The sequence below is a fragment of the Bacillus cereus genome (assembly GCF_002561295.1).
GTDB classification, from domain to species: domain Bacteria; phylum Bacillota; class Bacilli; order Bacillales; family Bacillaceae_G; genus Bacillus_A; species Bacillus_A cereus_S.
This window is the reverse complement of the sequence record NZ_NTUG01000021.1, coordinates 1-15,727: the sequence shown is the minus strand read 5'-3', so window position 1 is coordinate 15,727 and position 15,727 is coordinate 1. Positions and strand designations below refer to the sequence as shown.

Genomic DNA, 15,727 nt, shown 5'->3' with positions numbered 1-15,727 from the left:
GAATGAGTGAGGAGGAATTACATATGACAGAGAAAAAGAAAAAAATCGGTTTTAATATCGTGAAGAACGATTCGACAGACGGACATGGTGGCTTTGGTGTTGGAGCGCTAAGTTTAGAAAACATTTCACCTGTTTTCGTGGATGTAGTAGAACAAAATGCATTCGTTGATATCGGTGCAATGCATGCGCGTAGTACTGTTGAAAAAGGAATTAAATTTTTAACGAATAAAGACGAGGTTCCAAACGGAAAGCCATATTGGCTTGTGTGGGTAACGATTGAAAGAACAGCGCATGGAGCTTATTATGCAGGTGTTACAGCTTGTGAAATGACAGTTGATCGTGAAATTCGCCGTGGTTATAAATCTCTCCCAGAGCATGTAAACAAGATGGATAAATCATTAAAGCGTCACATCATGGTTGATCATATGGATGAATCATCTAAAAAGGTACTTGGTACATTCTTAAAAGAGCATAATGAAGCAATTTGGAATGAATCTAGTGAAGAATTGCGTCATGCATTATTAGGAGAGTAATAAGAAATCCCCTTCAAAATAGAAGGGGATTTCTTATTTGTGCTGGAAGATAGGTAAAGGGGGAGATATAAAGTGAAAATACAAGGGAAGCGTATTTTTGTGAAGGCTCTTGAAGAGTATGATGTTAACGCAATGTTACAAGTAGAATTGAAGAATCGAGATTTTGTTGAGACGTATACGCCATTCCGAGATGCTGCGTTTTACACTTTGGAAGGGCAGAGAGATCGAATTAGAAAACAATATGAAAAGAGAAAGTTAGATCAAGCATACTCATTCGGAATTTTTTTGATTGAAACAGAAGAATTAATTGGAAATATTGCACTTTCAGATATACTGCGAGGCCCTTTACAAAATTGCCTCATCGGCTACTACTTGGATAAGCAGCACAATGGAAAAGAGTATATGACAGAGGCGGTCGGTCTTGTTGTTTCGTATGCATTTCATGAATTAAAGCTTCATAGGATTGAAGCTGAAGTTATGCCACATAATAAAGGATCTATTCACGTTTTAGAAAAAGTTGGATTTCATAAGGAGGGGATTGCCAGAGAAAATGTAAAGATTAATGGGAAGTGGGAAAGCCATCAAGTGCTAGCAATTATTAATGAGAAAGATTGATGCATAGCATTTCAAAATAGAAAAGGAGCAGAGAATGAAGCTGCTCCTTTGTGAATAGTATGTTTTTTCTACCAAGGAAGGTATTTCTTCCACCAACCTTCCTTTTTCTTTTCTTCACTAGCCTTCTCAAATTCCTCTTTGTCATCAACATGATCCATACAGTATTCAGTCGGCTCTGTTCCCTTTGCAAAATACATTTTCACAGAAACAGGACAGCTCTTTGTTGCAATTTTCCCATTCTCGGGATTAATACCAACAGCAACAACGTCACTTGGCTGTTTGAAGTTCTTTTTCGGTTGACCGTCTAGCCCTTTTTCCATCGTAGTGGCCCAAATCTTCTTGGCGTAGCTTTGTTCTGCTGTATTGGAAATAGATTTCGGCTGATCATATCCTACCCAAACACCTGTTACAATTTGCGGAGTGAAGCCAATCATCCAGCTATCCGTTTCCGTGGAACCGGATTTTCCTGCATATGTACGAGAAAGTTTTGGGAGAAGAGAGTGCCCTGTTACTGATGCGTATCCACTTAGCTTGTCATTAAACATTCCTGTCATCATTTCTTCCATTACGAATGTATTACTTTTATCGAGTACTTGTTTACTTTCTAAATGTGCGTCGTATAAAATATTCCCTTCGTTATCAACAACGCGACGGATAAAGGTTGGTTGTACTTGTTTTCCTCCATTAGCAAACATACTATATGCGCTTACCATTTCAATTGGCTTGACGGGAGAAGTACCAAGAGCAAGGGATGGCACATCTTTTAGCGCACTTTTAATACCAAATTGTTTAGCAGTTTTTGTGAGAGAATCCTCCCCTAAAAACAGATGTGTTTTTACAGCATATACGTTATCTGATACTGCAAGAGCTTGCGCCATCGTTACAAAATCATCAGCATAATAGTCTTTGTAATTTTTCGGTTTATATTTAGAAACACCATCGCCTAGTGTAAATACTGTATATTCACTTTTCAAACGAGTTGCGGGTGTAAACCCTTTTTCAAGTGCAGCGTAGTATAAAAACGGTTTAAAGGTAGACCCTGGCTGACGAGCTGCTTGAATCGCTCTGTTAAATTGACTCTCCTTATAATCCCTTCCCCCGACAAGAGCTGCTACTTCTCCTGTTTTGGGATTCATTGAGACAACGGCAGTTTGTATATTCGTTGTTTCTGAAATCGTATCTTTTACAGCTTGCTCAGCTATTGTTTGTAGTTTTGGATCTAATGTTGTGTAAATACGAAGTCCACCGCGTTGCAATGCTTGCTCATCTAGTCCGATATCATGAAGAAGAGAGTTTTGCACAGCGTCTTGGAAATAAGGTGCGATTTCCGCGACTTCTTTTGTTTTTAATGAAGCAAACGTAAGGTTTTCTTTTTTTGCAGAGGTTGCTTGGCCTTTTGTAATGTAACCTTGTTCTACCATTTCATCTAAAATAATAGACTGTCTTGTTTTTGCTCGCTCTTCTTTTACATAGGGGGAATATACGCTAGGGCCTTTTGGAATGCCGGCTAACATACTTGCTTCTGCTAATGTTAAGTCACTAGCTGATTTATTAAAGTAAAGACGAGAAGCTGCTTCAATACCATAAGCGCCGTGTCCGTAATAGATCGTATTTAAATATCCTTCTAAAATATGATTCTTATCGTAATTGACTTCAAGACGAATCGTATAGAGTGCTTCTAACGCTTTTCGTTTCCAAGTTTTATCATGATCTAAATACAGATTGCGGGCATACTGCTGTGTAATGGTGCTAGCACCTTGAACCTTTGCCATTGCCTTTATATCTGCAACGATTGCACCGGCAATTCGTTTCATATCGAAACCATGATGATCATAAAAGCGTTGGTCTTCAATAGAAAGCGTTGCTTCTCTTACATAAGGGGAAATTTGGTCGAGGGATACATTATAACGTTTCTGTATTCCATTACTTTGTCCCATTACAGTATCATCATTAGCATAAAAGATACTTGTTTGCGGTACAGCGACGGGGGGCGGGCCCATAATCTTTGCAGCAATAATAATAATAAATAAAGAAAAAACGAAAAAAAGAACGCATGAAAAAAGTGCGGTGAAGAAAAGACGTTTATATTTTTTTAGTTTTGGATTTATAGTTTGATCCATCTTTTGCGTCCCCCTCATCATATACTTGTATCCCGCTATTCGAGGGCAGTAATCTCCTACCCTCAGACTGTAGAAAAGGCAAAGAAGTATAAGCTGCCCGTAAAGGCTCGATTGGTGAAGCCCCACTCATTAAAGTTTCACTTTAATAGTATTGAGGGTTTTTTCGTATTTTAAACACAAAATGAAAAAGAGCCCTTTCAATTAAGAAAGAAGCTCAAAAGCGCGCATTGGCCAATCTGTGATAATTACATCTACGCCATAATCAATCATAGTTTGTAAATCTTTATATTCATTGATTGTATAAGGGCGGAATATATAACCTTGCTGCTTTGCAGTTTGGACAAATTCTTTTGTTAATAGTTGGAAATTAGGGTGTAACCCTGCCGCTTCCCTTTTCTTTGCTTCAGCAATTGGATCAGGGAGCGGTTCGTCGTATAGAATAGCTCTCGGAATTTCAGGAGCGAGTTTTGCCAGTAAAGAAACAGAATCGTGGTTAAACGAAGAGAAGGTAATTTGGTTTGAAAGGTGATATTCACGAACAAGGTCGACAGCTTTCTCTTCGATACCTGGGTAGTGGATTATGTCTGTTTTTAATTCAATATTAAGTTCTAAATTTGTCGTAGATAACCAAATGAGTACTTCTCGTAAGGTTGGAATTTTTGCTTCGTGAAAAGAAGGGGCTTTATGACTTCCTGCATCAAGCGCTTGTAATTCCACTACTGTTTTCTCAGAAACTAGCCCCATTCCATTTGTCGTACGATCAACAGTTTCATCGTGAATTACAACGAGCTCACCATCTTTTGAAAGGTGAACATCAAGTTCAATGCCGTGAGCACCAACACGTTCCGCTTCTTGGAAAGCAATCATTGTATTTTCTGGATGTGTGCCTCTCACTCCGCGATGGGCAAAAATAAGTGGTTTTTTCATTTGAAAATCTCCTTATGAGTTCATTTCTTTCATTATGAAACTACGGCGAAAAAAATACAATTTATATGCCAAACATTTACAAAAGTATAACAGTTGCATAAAAGTTAACGTTAACGTAAAATGTAATAATGTGATGAAAGGAGGAATACACATGTATAAAATCGATGAAGTCACAAAGCAAGTTGGATTAACAAAGCGTACACTTCGTTATTATGAGGAAATTGGCCTGATTCATCCGCCGGAGCGTAGCGAAGGAAATATTCGTCTTTATACAGATGAAGATATTGAACGTATTAAGAGGATTGTAGAAGCGAAAGAAGTATTAGGAATTACACTTCAAGAAATGCAGCATTTCTTATCATTAAAAGAGCGTATGGAGCAAAGACGAAATAGCGACAATCCACGTGATCGTGCAGTGATTCAAGAAATTAAGGATATGCTCGAGAATCAAGTGCAAACGCTTGATGCAAAAATGAAACAGATGGAGCGCGTGAAAGCAGAACTAGAAGATAGTTTAGAGCGCGCAAGTAATTTCTTGGAGAAAACAAAAGGAGAGTAATAAATATGGAGAGCAAACAAAAAATGGGGAGATTGATTACAGTACTGGCTACCTTCCTTGCTTTTTCAGGCATAGGGGTAGTCGATCCTATTTTGCCGATCATTGCTGAGAAGATCGGTGCAACACATTGGCAAGTGGAAATGTTATTTACAGCCTATATTTTAACGATGGCAATTATGATGTTGCCTGCTGGTTTATTTGCAGCAAGATTTGGCGATAAGAGAATGATGACAATTGGCTTATCGATTGTAACTGTATTTGCTTTTATATGTGGTATATCACAAACAATTGCTCAGTTGTCTCTTTTCCGGGCTGGCTGGGGGCTAGGAAATGCGATGTTTTTCGCAACAGCGATGACATTATTAATTGCTTTAAGTAAAGAAGTACATGAAGCGGTCGGTTTATATGAAGCAGCAATTGGTTTAGGGATGGCAGGTGGTCCGTTATTAGGTGGATTACTTGGCGGATATTCTTGGCGATACCCGTTTTTTGCGACAAGTCTTTTAATTTTATTAGCATTTATTCTTGTTTTCTTTTTTGTAAAAGAACCGGAGCGCAAAGTGCAGCGTAAAGCCGCTGGAGTAGGGGAATTACTTAACCTGATTAAATATAAACTGTTTATGCAAGGCGCCATTTCAGGCATGTTATATTATTATGGGTTTTTCGTTGTATTAGCATATTCACCACTTATTATGCATTTATCTGCAATTCAGCTCGGCTTCGTATTTTGCGGCTGGGGACTGGCGCTAGCGTATGGTTCGGCCATATTAGCGCATAAATTAGAAGGGAAATATGAACCGAAAGCATTATTAAGATTTAGCTTATTTGTATTTGCAGGTTTGTTAATTGCATTATTCTTTGTGAACGTTATGTGGTTACAAATTGCTCTTATCGTCTTATCTGGATTAGCATCTGGATTAAATAACGCTTTATATACAAGCTATGTCATGGATATTTCACCTTATGAAAGATCTGTAACGTCTGGTGTATACAATTTCGTCCGTTGGCTTGGCGGAGCAATTGCCCCAATCTTATCAGGAATTATCGGTCATACGATTTCACCACAAAGTCCATTTTTAGTTGGAGGAATCGTTGTATTAGTTGGTTGTATTATGATTTTGATTCCTATTCGAGAAGATTCTAAAGTAGAAGCAGAAACCCTTTCATAACCAGCGTGTTAGGAAACAGGAGCTAGGAGCTCCTGTTTTTTGTCGTTTTTTTGTTGGTTAGTCGGTATCCTTTGTCGAATCGCCGATATATTTAAATTTGCGCCGATATATTGTGAGAAATGGTTGATAAAATTTCATTCACCACTTTCGTCAAATCACCGTGTTCCCTTTCTTAAGAAAGGGTTTTCTTTGTTGTTAAATATAGTGTTTAAGTGATATATGAATAAAAATACTTTAATTAAAATATATTTTCGGTATTTTTGTACTTTTAACTATACATTTTGTATGTTTTGTTTTATTTTTGTTAGGGGACATTAATGATGTCCCTATTATAAATTTGCAGCGAAAGGCGTGATTGTACGATGGAACTATGGTTCACTGAAAAACAAACAAAACACTTTGGAATTACTGCGCGTATTAACCGCACATTACATACGGAGCAAACAGAATTTCAAAAGCTTGATATGGTTGAGACTGAAGAATTTGGAAACATGCTTATTTTAGATGGCATGGTTATGACGACAGAGAAGGACGAGTTCGTTTATCACGAAATGGTAGCACACGTACCTTTATTTACACATCCAAACCCTGAGAACGTATTAGTTGTTGGCGGTGGTGACGGTGGTGTAATCCGTGAAGTATTAAAGCACCCAAGCGTAAAGAAAGCAACACTTGTAGAAATCGATGGCAAAGTAATCGAGTACTCTAAACAGTACTTACCATCAATTGCAGGCGCATTAGATAACGAGCGCGTTGAAGTAAAAGTAGGAGACGGTTTCCTACACATCGCAGAAAGTGAAAATGAATACGATGTAATTATGGTTGACTCTACAGAACCAGTAGGACCAGCAGTAAACCTATTTACAAAAGGATTCTACGCTGGAATTTCTAAAGCATTAAAAGAAGACGGTATTTTTGTTGCACAAACGGACAACCCTTGGTTTACACCAGAGTTAATTTCAACTGTGTTTAAAGACGTAAAAGAAATCTTCCCAATTACACGTCTATACACTGCAAACATTCCAACTTACCCAAGTGGACTTTGGACATTCACAATTGGATCTAAGCAACATGATCCATTAGAAGTAAGCGAGGAGCGTTTCCACGAAATCGAAACGAAATATTACACAAAAGAATTGCATAAAGCAGCATTTGTGTTACCGAGATTTGTTGGGGATTTAATTAAATAATAAAAGCAGAAGCGGCTCGTTCAGAATAGGAGGTGGATGGAGCTCCTGACAGAGAGGTATAGTTTACCTCGGAGAAAGGCGCGAAGCCACCGAGTATTCTAGCCGCTGTAGCTGGATAATAGATGAAAGTGTAAGTAGCTCATTTAAGGTGCACGTCCACAAGACTTGAGCATGCTAGCTGCTGACGCTATTGTAAAAATAATCTTCTCATCGTTAAAAGAAGATTGAGGTAAATCGAGAAAGAGGAGTATAGCACTCCAAATTTGAGAAATAATGAAAGGTTGGGATACCTTAAGTTCCACATAAGGAGGAAAAGAATATGCGTTTTGATGAAGCTTATTCAGGTAAAGTATTTATTAAAAGTCATCCAAGTTTTGAAGAGTCAGAGGCTGTTATTTACGGGATGCCAATGGATTGGACAGTAAGCTACCGTCCAGGTTCTCGTTTTGGTCCTGCACGTATTCGTGAAGTATCGATTGGATTAGAAGAGTATAGTCCATATTTAGATCGTGAACTAGAAGAAGTGAAATATTTTGATGCTGGTGATATTCCATTACCATTCGGAAATCCACAGCGTAGTATAGACATGATTGAAGAATATGTAGCAAAACTATTAGATGCCGGTAAGTTTCCATTAGGTCTCGGCGGTGAGCACCTAGTGTCTTGGCCAATTTTTAAGGCAATGGCAAAAAAATATCCGGATTTAGCAATCATTCATATGGATGCTCATACTGACTTACGTGAGGCATACGAAGGAGAGCCTTTATCTCACTCTACACCAATTCGTAAAGTGTGCGATTTAATTGGTCCGGAAAACGTATATTCTTTCGGAATTCGTTCTGGAATGAAAGAAGAATTCGAATGGGCAAAAGAAGTAGGTACGAACCTATATAAATTTGATGTATTAGAACCATTGAAAGAAGTATTACCAAAGCTTGCAGGACGCCCGGTCTACGTCACAATTGATATTGACGTATTAGACCCAGCGCATGCTCCTGGAACAGGAACATTAGAAGCTGGTGGTATTACATCTAAAGAACTATTAGATTCCATCGTAGCAATTGCAAATTCAAATATAAAAGTAGTTGGAGCTGACTTAGTAGAAGTAGCCCCAGTCTACGACCATAGTGACCAAACACCAATCGCAGCAAGCAAATTCGTGCGGGAAATGCTTCTTGGTTGGGTAAAATAAAAGCGGAAACGGCTCGTTCAGAATGAGAGGTGGATGGAGCTTCAGACGTAGAGGCGATTTTTGCCTCGCAGGAAGAAGTGAAGCCACCGACCATTCTAGCCGTTGTCTATAAGAAAAAAAGGAGCGAGTTCCCATGCTTTTGGACTCGCTCCTTTTTCTTATGCAACTTTTTCTTCCGGAGTAGTGCCGCGAATTTCATCGGCGGTACGAATTGGGTACTTGCGGAAAATAATTGTTCCGATATAACCAATAATTGTGGTAACAATTCCACATAATATAGCAGCGATTGTTACTTTTATTACATCATTGAATCCAAAGAGGACAAGGAGGCCTGGAATTGGTGATGCTGTACCAGGTGCATTGTTTACAAGTTGGAATAGGGATGTAATAATGCCGGCAAGTGCCCCGCCAACAAAGTTTGTCGTATAAATCGGGATTGGATTTGCTGCGACAATATCAGCTTGTGTTAATGGCTCAATTGCTACAGCGATCGTATCTTTCTTTGAACAAATCTTTAAACGTTTAAAGAAAATAAAGTTCATTGGGGCAGAGGCTGCTACTGCAAGACTACCAATCGCCATCGGTAATCCTGTTAAACCAAGCATAGCAGTTAGCGCCATGGAGCTTAATGGTGATGTAGAGATAACTGTGATGAGCCCGCCAAGCATAATGCCCATAATAACCGGGCTTTCTGTGGTTGCAATTGAAATAATAGAACCGATTTTTCCAAGGGTTGCATTCACAACCGGATCCATAAGCATAGCCATTCCGCGTGAAAGTGGTGCAGCGATGAACAAGATTGCTAAAAACTCTACGCCAGCTGGCAATTTCTTTTCAAGAAATTTCACGACGAAGGCGCAAACATATCCAGCGACAAAGCCTGGCAAAATACCAAATCCGCTCGTGGCAATACCGATTAAAACAGCATATACAGGAGATACACCAATTGCGAGTGCCACTAAAATGGCAGCTGCGACACCGCTCATACTACCTGATGCTTGTCCAACCGATTGCAGAAAGCTGTTATGAAACATTTCGCCACCGATATAACGATGAAATGCTTCAATCAGAAAACTTGCGATTGCAGCGTTGGCTAAAGCACCCATTGCTTTCATTCCGTAAGGAGCACGGTAGCTAAATAGTGTGAAAAGAAAAAGTACAATAAGTAGTAGTGCTAAACCTTGCAAGATGGCCATTTGATAAATGTCTCCTTTTTGATATTTGTTATAAAAATTTGTATTATTCAATAATAATACAAAAGTTGTTTAAACGGAAAATTTTTTTATTAGGAAAATACTACAAAATGTTTTTATTACAATAATGTAAGGAAAGTGTAAGTCATTTCAATAGAGAATAGTATCCCCCTTTATGTATAATTACAAATATGTTTATGTGAAGATCGATCAAGGTTATATAGGAGGCATGTGCATGAAATTGGTAATCAAGGTTTTAGCCGTTTTTGCCATTTTGTTAGGTGGTACGGCATATTATTTACATTCCAAAACAGAAGGTGTTCAAGCGTTTGTCGATAACTTCTTTTCAAATAAGGAAATAAAAGATTATTATGCGGTTATAAATAAGGGTGAAAAAATAGATGATGAATATTTGTATACACTAAAGGGATATACAGAAGATGGAAAACAGCAGACGATTAAAAAGATGGTGAACCGTCAATTGCATTCAGGTGATTTTATAAAGATTTATGCGAAGGGAATGCAAGGAAAGGGCTGGGCTGAAGTTTCAAAAGATGAGATTCCAGAAAAAGCTTTAGAACAATTGCAGAAAACATAAAGGAGCGATTCATGTGCTCCTTTTTTAGTTTGTTAAAATATAATGGGGGAAAATTTAGATTTGAAAGATATTTTATCATAAAGAACCGAATGTAATGAATTGTTTTTTTGAAACATCGTTTTCCTCATTTTTGAGCAGACAGACATGGGCTTTTTTTGATATGATAGGAAAAGTGATTTATTATAAAGTTTACTTTATATCTATAACATGTTGAAAGGTGTGCAAGACGTGGAGAAACAACTTGCAGGCTTGCCGGTACACGTTCATTTCGTAACAGAAATCCGAGAAGGGGCTCGAAAGGAGACCGTTGCTTTTGAGGCAAATGGTCAATACTATGTAAAAGGTCAAGGTACATATGTAACATTTCAAGAGCCGAACGAACAAGGTGAAGTGAAGACGATTATTAAAATTCAAGGTGAACAAGTTCTCATTATGCGTTCAGGTGCTGTTTCTATGCGTCAGACGCATGCGAAAGGTGAATGGACAACTGGTACGTATACGAGTGAACTTGGTACGTTTGCATTGCAAACGAAAACCGATAATGTTCTTTTTAAATGGTCGGATGAGAAGAAAAAAGGACAACTCTTTTTAACGTACGCACTGCTTCTAGGTGAACAAGAGGCGGGCCGATATACAATTACGATTAATTTGAAGGAGGCAAAATAATGAACTCTTTAGAACAAGTAAAAGAATTGATTAAAGACGAAATTCAGGCTGCGGTATTAAAAGCTGAATTAGCAACAGCAGAACAAATTCCAAACGTTGTATTAGAATCTCCAAAGGATAAAACACATGGTGATTTCTCTACGAATATGGCGATGCAACTTGCACGTGTTGCGAAAAAAGCACCTCGTATGATTGCAGAGGAGTTAATTGCAAACTTTGATAAAGCGAAAGCTTCTATTGAAAAAATTGAAATTGCTGGTCCTGGTTTTATTAACTTCTATATGGATAACAGCTACTTAACAGATCTAATTCCAGCAATCGTTAAAGCTGGTGAAGCTTACGGTGAAACAAACACTGGTAAAGGTGAAAAAGTACAAATTGAGTTCGTATCTGCAAACCCAACAGGCGACCTTCACTTAGGGCATGCACGTGGTGCAGCTGTAGGTGATACATTATGTAACGTGTTAGCAAAAGCAGGATACGATGTATCTCGTGAATACTACATCAATGACGCTGGTAACCAAATTCATAACTTAGCACTTTCTGTTGAAGCTCGTTACATGCAAGCGCTAGGTCTAGATAAAGAAATGCCAGAAGATGGCTATCATGGTGCGGACATCATTGGAATTGGACAACGTTTAGCAGAAGAATTTGGCGATCGTTATGCAAAAGCTGATGAAAAAGAAAGCTACGAGTTCTACCGTGAGTACGGTTTAAAATATGAATTAGCAAAACTTCAAAAAGACTTAGAAAGCTTCCGTGTTAAATTCGATGTTTGGTTCTCTGAAACATCATTATATAAAAACGGGAAAATTGACGCAGCACTTGCAGTATTAAAAGAGCGTGACGAAATCTTTGAAGAAGATGGCGCAACTTGGTTCCGTTCTATGACTTATGGTGATGATAAAAACCGTGTATTAATTAAAAATGATGGATCTTACACATACTTAACACCAGATATCGCATACCACCGTGATAAGTTAGAGCGTGGATTTGATAAATTAATTAACATTTGGGGTGCTGACCACCATGGTTACATTCCTCGTATGAAAGCAGCAATCCAAGCGCTTGGTTACGATAAAGATACACTAGAAGTAGAAATCATCCAAATGGTGCAACTGTACCAAAACGGTGAAAAAATGAAAATGAGTAAGCGTACAGGTAAAGCTGTTACACTTCGTGAGCTTATGGAAGAAGTGGGCGTGGACGCAATGCGTTACTTCTTTGCAATGCGTAGCAGTGATTCTCATTTAGACTTCGATATGGACTTAGCTGTGTCAAAATCTAACGAAAATCCTGTATACTATGCACAATACGCTCATGCACGTGTATGCAGCATCCTTCGTCAAGGCGAAGAACTTGGACTGACTGCAGGCGGAGATGTAAACTACAAACTAGTTGCTTCTGAAAAAGAAGTAGAATTACTGAAAAAGCTTGGTGAATTCCCAGCGGTAGTTGCAGATGCAGCGCAAAAACGTTTACCACACCGCATTACAAGCTATGCATTTGAATTAGCAGCAGCACTTCACAGCTTCTACAATGCAGAAAAAGTATTAAACCAAGATAACTTAGAGTTAAGTAAAGCTCGTTATGACTTAATGCGTGCAGTACGCATTACACTTCAAAATGCATTAGCATTAGTAGGTGTATCTGCACCGGAGAAAATGTAATAGAGAAAAGCGGAGCCGACTGTTTAGTCCCGGTGGCTAAGGTTCTTCCCACAGAAGGTGCTTTTTACCTTCTTGTGGGGAAGGTTCTTAGACGCAAGGGACTAGGAGGCAGAGCTAGACAATAGAGAAAAGATGCTTATTTTTGTATGAAAGTGATATACAAGTTGATATAAAACTATCTCATCAGCCTATAGATTGATGGGGGAAAGCTGGGCAGAAAAAAGAGATGGCAAAGCTATCTCTTTTTTTGTTTCGGTTTTCTAATCTAAATATATGTGACAAATATATGCTGTGGTGATAAAAGGAAAATAGAAAAACACCAATTAACTATTGATTTTTTAGAATGATTCTAGAATAATAGGGAGTCGGGGGTAAATTTATCAAAAAGTCGCACATGTATTATTAGTTGGTGGAATGTTGCGATTGTTGTAAATAATGTTGTTACAGCTATGCCAAATACTAAAATAGCACTTCATTTAACCAAGCATCTAAACAATTAGTAATTAATCTTGAAAATTTCCAACCTAGCTAAGAAACTAGGGGTTTTATGTCTAAAATAGTACATATAGTCCAACTGAAGTTTTCATGATTTGATAAAAGTAATGAAAGGATATAAATCTCTCGATTTTGACATTATCATCACTTATATATATAAACATCGCGATTTTAATATATATAATATCACCCTAGAAAAGCTAACTCTTCTTAGCGAGTAAGTGAAATGTATGTATAAGTTCATTTTAATTCTTCGATATAGCCATAGATCCATTAGGTAAATTACTTTTTCTCGACACTCATTTATAGACTCCAAAAATGAAAAGGCTGAATTTCATATTTCTACACGATTCATATGAAATTAGTTGCCAATTAAACTCTTTTTTATTTACCCCCAAATTCATTCCACTGTATTCAGATTTGGAGAATATGACTTTTATCTTCATGGGCAAGCAATATTTCGTCCGGAGCGTTTTTTATCATATAGCGCTTATATTGGAACATTTCTTGTTTTTCTTGTCTGATTGTTTCGGTGTGTAGTTCAGTTGTGCAACGCAACATAGAACGTTTTAACATATGGCTAATCTCACGTCGACCCATGATGATAGAAAACGAAACCATATCTTCAATGATATCCTTTAGAATACGAGTATTCTAGCATGTTTCACAGCCATAACCTTCTTCGGCTGGGGTGCTAAATTCGATTATACGCTGTACTTCTTGTTATTCTTTACGAGGATAATGATGGAATTTGATCAAAAGCATATTTGCTGTGGAGTAGTTCGTCTATATTTGCCTGCAATGAAATTTTTATGTATTGAGCAACCGTTTGCGTTGGATACGAAGAAATTTCGGAAACTCTACGGCATAATAAGACGAATGACTGTCATGAGTTTTATCGTGAATGCTTGTTGAATTGTCTTCTCCTGACTTTGAAGTTGTTCTATGGCCCGTTCATGTGTATTTGTAATTTGGATTCCTTTATTTAAGTTTGTCCTTTCCCGTATCTGTTTTTGGTAAACAATATAGACCAGAAATAGCACAGTTTAGACATGTCGGAGAAATTGGATGAATCTATATAAAGGTCAAATTTCAAGTCTCTAAGCAATAGAAGAGTTGAAAAAGAGAAAAAGATGATAATAGCTATCAAACATATGTAAGCAAAATAGCTTAATGACATTGAATCATAGCATCTTTGTCATAGTATGTTTGTATCAAAATCTAGAAATATTTAATTTTATAGGGAGGGTAACAGAAAGCATGTATCTAAAAAGAATAACTTCGATTTTTTCGATTATAATGATTTTTATGTTTACTATAGGTCAGAGTTTGCTACCTATAGTAGTAAATGCACAAGAGTTAAATACATTAGGACTTGTGGATAGCTTTAAGATTGATAATACAAATCTACAGAGCGGAGAATCGACACAAGTAACTGTAACCTTCAGTGAAAAAGATGGAGTTAAGCTGAAGCCTGGAGACACACTAACATTGACACTGCCTCCAGAATTACAAGGATATAAGGGAACGATTAAGTTAGATGATTATGGTATTTGTAAAGTAAATGAAGGTACTGTGGTATGTACATTTAATGATAAAGTAGATACACATGAGAATATTAAAGGGCATTTAAACTTTAATGTGATAGCTAATGGTGTAGGAACTGATGAAAAGAAAGAGATTGAAACAAATTTTGGTACAAATTTAGATAAGCAGACTGTAACAATTACTGGCCCAAAAGGTGGCGGTGGTACAGACCCTGGAGAGGGACCGTTCTTTTATAAAGCTGGTGATATGCGCGGTAATGAAAATGAAGTACGCTGGTTCTTGAATGTAAACTACAACCGTGAAAAATTAAATACAGATATTGTTTTGTCTGATAGTTTGCAAGAAGGTCAAACACTGAATAAAGATAGCTTCTATATGTACGTTAATGACAAAATTTCTTTATCACTGAAAGACTTTGAAGATCAAGGTTATGGAACAGTTACGTTTACTAGTGATAATTCATTTAAATTTGTGTTTAATAAGGATAAAGCAAGTGGTAACAAATTTTCGATTGGTTACACTACTACTATAACGGAAGACGGAATAAAACAAGAATTTTTTAAGAATGATTATAAGATTGAGTACCAAGTGGAAAACAAAGACCACGTTTCTGATTCAGGTACTGCCGAAACCAAAAATATGTCAGCTGGCGGTGGTGCTGAAGGTAACCAGATTCCAAAAGGAACGTTAAAAATTGTTAAACATATTGAAGGAAATACAAAAAAAGTAATCCCGGGTGTTTCGTTTAAGTTGTATAAAGAGTCTGGTGAACAAGTTGGAGGCGAATATACAACGAATGACAAGGGGATAATTGAGACTCCTAAATTAACACCAGGTAAATATTATGTGCAAGAGGTTTCAGCTCCAGACTATATCGATTTTGATCGTCAGGCAAAAGTAGAGTTTGAAGTAAAAGCAGATGCTGAAAATGGAGTCGAGTTACCAATTTCCAATAAAGTGAAAACTACATCCATTGCAGGAACAAAAACATGGAAAGGCGACAATGCGAAAGATCGTCCGAGCATGATTAAAGTAGACTTACTACAAAATGGAAAAGTAATCACAACGCAAGAAGTAACAGAAGCAAGCGGTTGGAAATATGAATTCAAAGATTTAGCAGCATATGATACAGACGGAAATGCATATAAGTATGAAGTAAAAGAACAACCGGTAGATGGATATCAAACAGAAGTCAAAGGTTATGACATTACAAATACAAAAGTGGTACAAACAACCAAAGTAGAAGGAACGA

Annotated in this window: 13 protein-coding genes; 10 read left to right on the top strand and 3 right to left on the bottom strand. The window is 37.5% G+C overall.

Annotated elements, in window-relative coordinates:
- Positions 1 to 23: 23 nt before the first annotated feature.
- Together CN373_RS14075 and CN373_RS14070 are read left to right on the top strand one after the other, a co-directional pair.
- Complete coding sequence (locus CN373_RS14075) at positions 24 to 533, top strand: YwhD family protein (RefSeq protein ID WP_000136689.1); 510 nt, start codon at positions 24 to 26, stop codon at positions 531 to 533.
- Between the two features lie 72 nt (positions 534 to 605).
- Entirely contained in the window at positions 606 to 1,148 is a 543-nt protein-coding gene (locus CN373_RS14070) for a GNAT family N-acetyltransferase (RefSeq protein ID WP_098359560.1), read from the top strand.
- Positions 1,149 to 1,216: 68 nt separating this feature from the next.
- Here the strand turns inward: CN373_RS14070 and CN373_RS14065 are convergent, their stop codons facing one another.
- Both CN373_RS14065 and CN373_RS14060 read right to left on the bottom strand, forming a co-directional pair.
- Positions 1,217 to 3,268 carry a transglycosylase domain-containing protein gene (locus CN373_RS14065; RefSeq protein ID WP_000372927.1) on the bottom strand — a complete coding sequence of 684 codons (2,052 nt, stop codon included), beginning with the start codon at positions 3,266 to 3,268 and terminating at the stop codon, positions 1,217 to 1,219.
- Positions 3,269 to 3,469: 201 nt separating this feature from the next.
- Positions 3,470 to 4,195, bottom strand: coding sequence for a glycerophosphodiester phosphodiesterase (locus CN373_RS14060; RefSeq protein WP_000743101.1), 726 nt, complete (start codon positions 4,193 to 4,195; stop codon positions 3,470 to 3,472).
- Positions 4,196 to 4,346: 151 nt separating this feature from the next.
- Between CN373_RS14060 and CN373_RS14055 the strand changes: the two genes are divergently transcribed.
- The 4 genes from CN373_RS14055 (at position 4,347) to speB (ending at position 8,305) form a co-directional block, all read left to right on the top strand.
- Positions 4,347 to 4,754 (top strand): MerR family transcriptional regulator, encoded by a 408-nt coding sequence (locus CN373_RS14055; protein WP_000276574.1) that lies wholly within the window; start codon positions 4,347 to 4,349, stop codon positions 4,752 to 4,754.
- Positions 4,755 to 4,759: 5 nt separating this feature from the next.
- A complete protein-coding gene (locus tag CN373_RS14050) occupies positions 4,760 to 5,923 on the top strand; it encodes an MFS transporter (RefSeq protein ID WP_000444251.1) in 1,164 nt (387 codons plus the stop codon).
- 362 nt (positions 5,924 to 6,285) lie between these two features.
- Positions 6,286 to 7,113, top strand: coding sequence for a polyamine aminopropyltransferase (gene speE / locus CN373_RS14045; RefSeq protein WP_098359559.1), 828 nt, complete (start codon positions 6,286 to 6,288; stop codon positions 7,111 to 7,113).
- A gap of 319 nt (positions 7,114 to 7,432) precedes the next feature.
- Positions 7,433 to 8,305, top strand: a complete 873-nt coding sequence (speB, locus tag CN373_RS14035) for an agmatinase (protein ID WP_098359558.1) — start codon at positions 7,433 to 7,435, stop codon at positions 8,303 to 8,305.
- A gap of 158 nt (positions 8,306 to 8,463) precedes the next feature.
- On the opposite strand, the gene CN373_RS14030 is transcribed toward speB, so the two are convergent.
- Complete coding sequence (locus CN373_RS14030) at positions 8,464 to 9,501, bottom strand: PTS sugar transporter subunit IIC (RefSeq protein ID WP_000996302.1); 1,038 nt, start codon at positions 9,499 to 9,501, stop codon at positions 8,464 to 8,466.
- A gap of 232 nt (positions 9,502 to 9,733) precedes the next feature.
- Between CN373_RS14030 and CN373_RS14025 the strand changes: the two genes are divergently transcribed.
- The 4 genes from CN373_RS14025 to CN373_RS14010 form a co-directional block, all read left to right on the top strand.
- Positions 9,734 to 10,096 carry a YxeA family protein gene (locus CN373_RS14025; protein ID WP_000779934.1) on the top strand — a complete coding sequence of 121 codons (363 nt, stop codon included), beginning with the start codon at positions 9,734 to 9,736 and terminating at the stop codon, positions 10,094 to 10,096.
- A gap of 228 nt (positions 10,097 to 10,324) precedes the next feature.
- Positions 10,325 to 10,762, top strand: a complete 438-nt coding sequence (locus tag CN373_RS14020) for a DUF1934 domain-containing protein (RefSeq protein ID WP_000414870.1) — start codon at positions 10,325 to 10,327, stop codon at positions 10,760 to 10,762.
- Positions 10,762 to 12,432 carry an arginine--tRNA ligase gene (argS, locus tag CN373_RS14015; protein ID WP_001086434.1) on the top strand — a complete coding sequence of 557 codons (1,671 nt, stop codon included), beginning with the start codon at positions 10,762 to 10,764 and terminating at the stop codon, positions 12,430 to 12,432. Before CN373_RS14020 ends, argS begins: the two co-directional genes overlap by 1 nt.
- 1,755 nt (positions 12,433 to 14,187) lie before the next feature.
- Positions 14,188 to 15,727 (top strand): Cna B-type domain-containing protein (locus CN373_RS14010; RefSeq protein ID WP_133116037.1); only part of this gene is annotated, 1,540 nt, incomplete at its 3' end.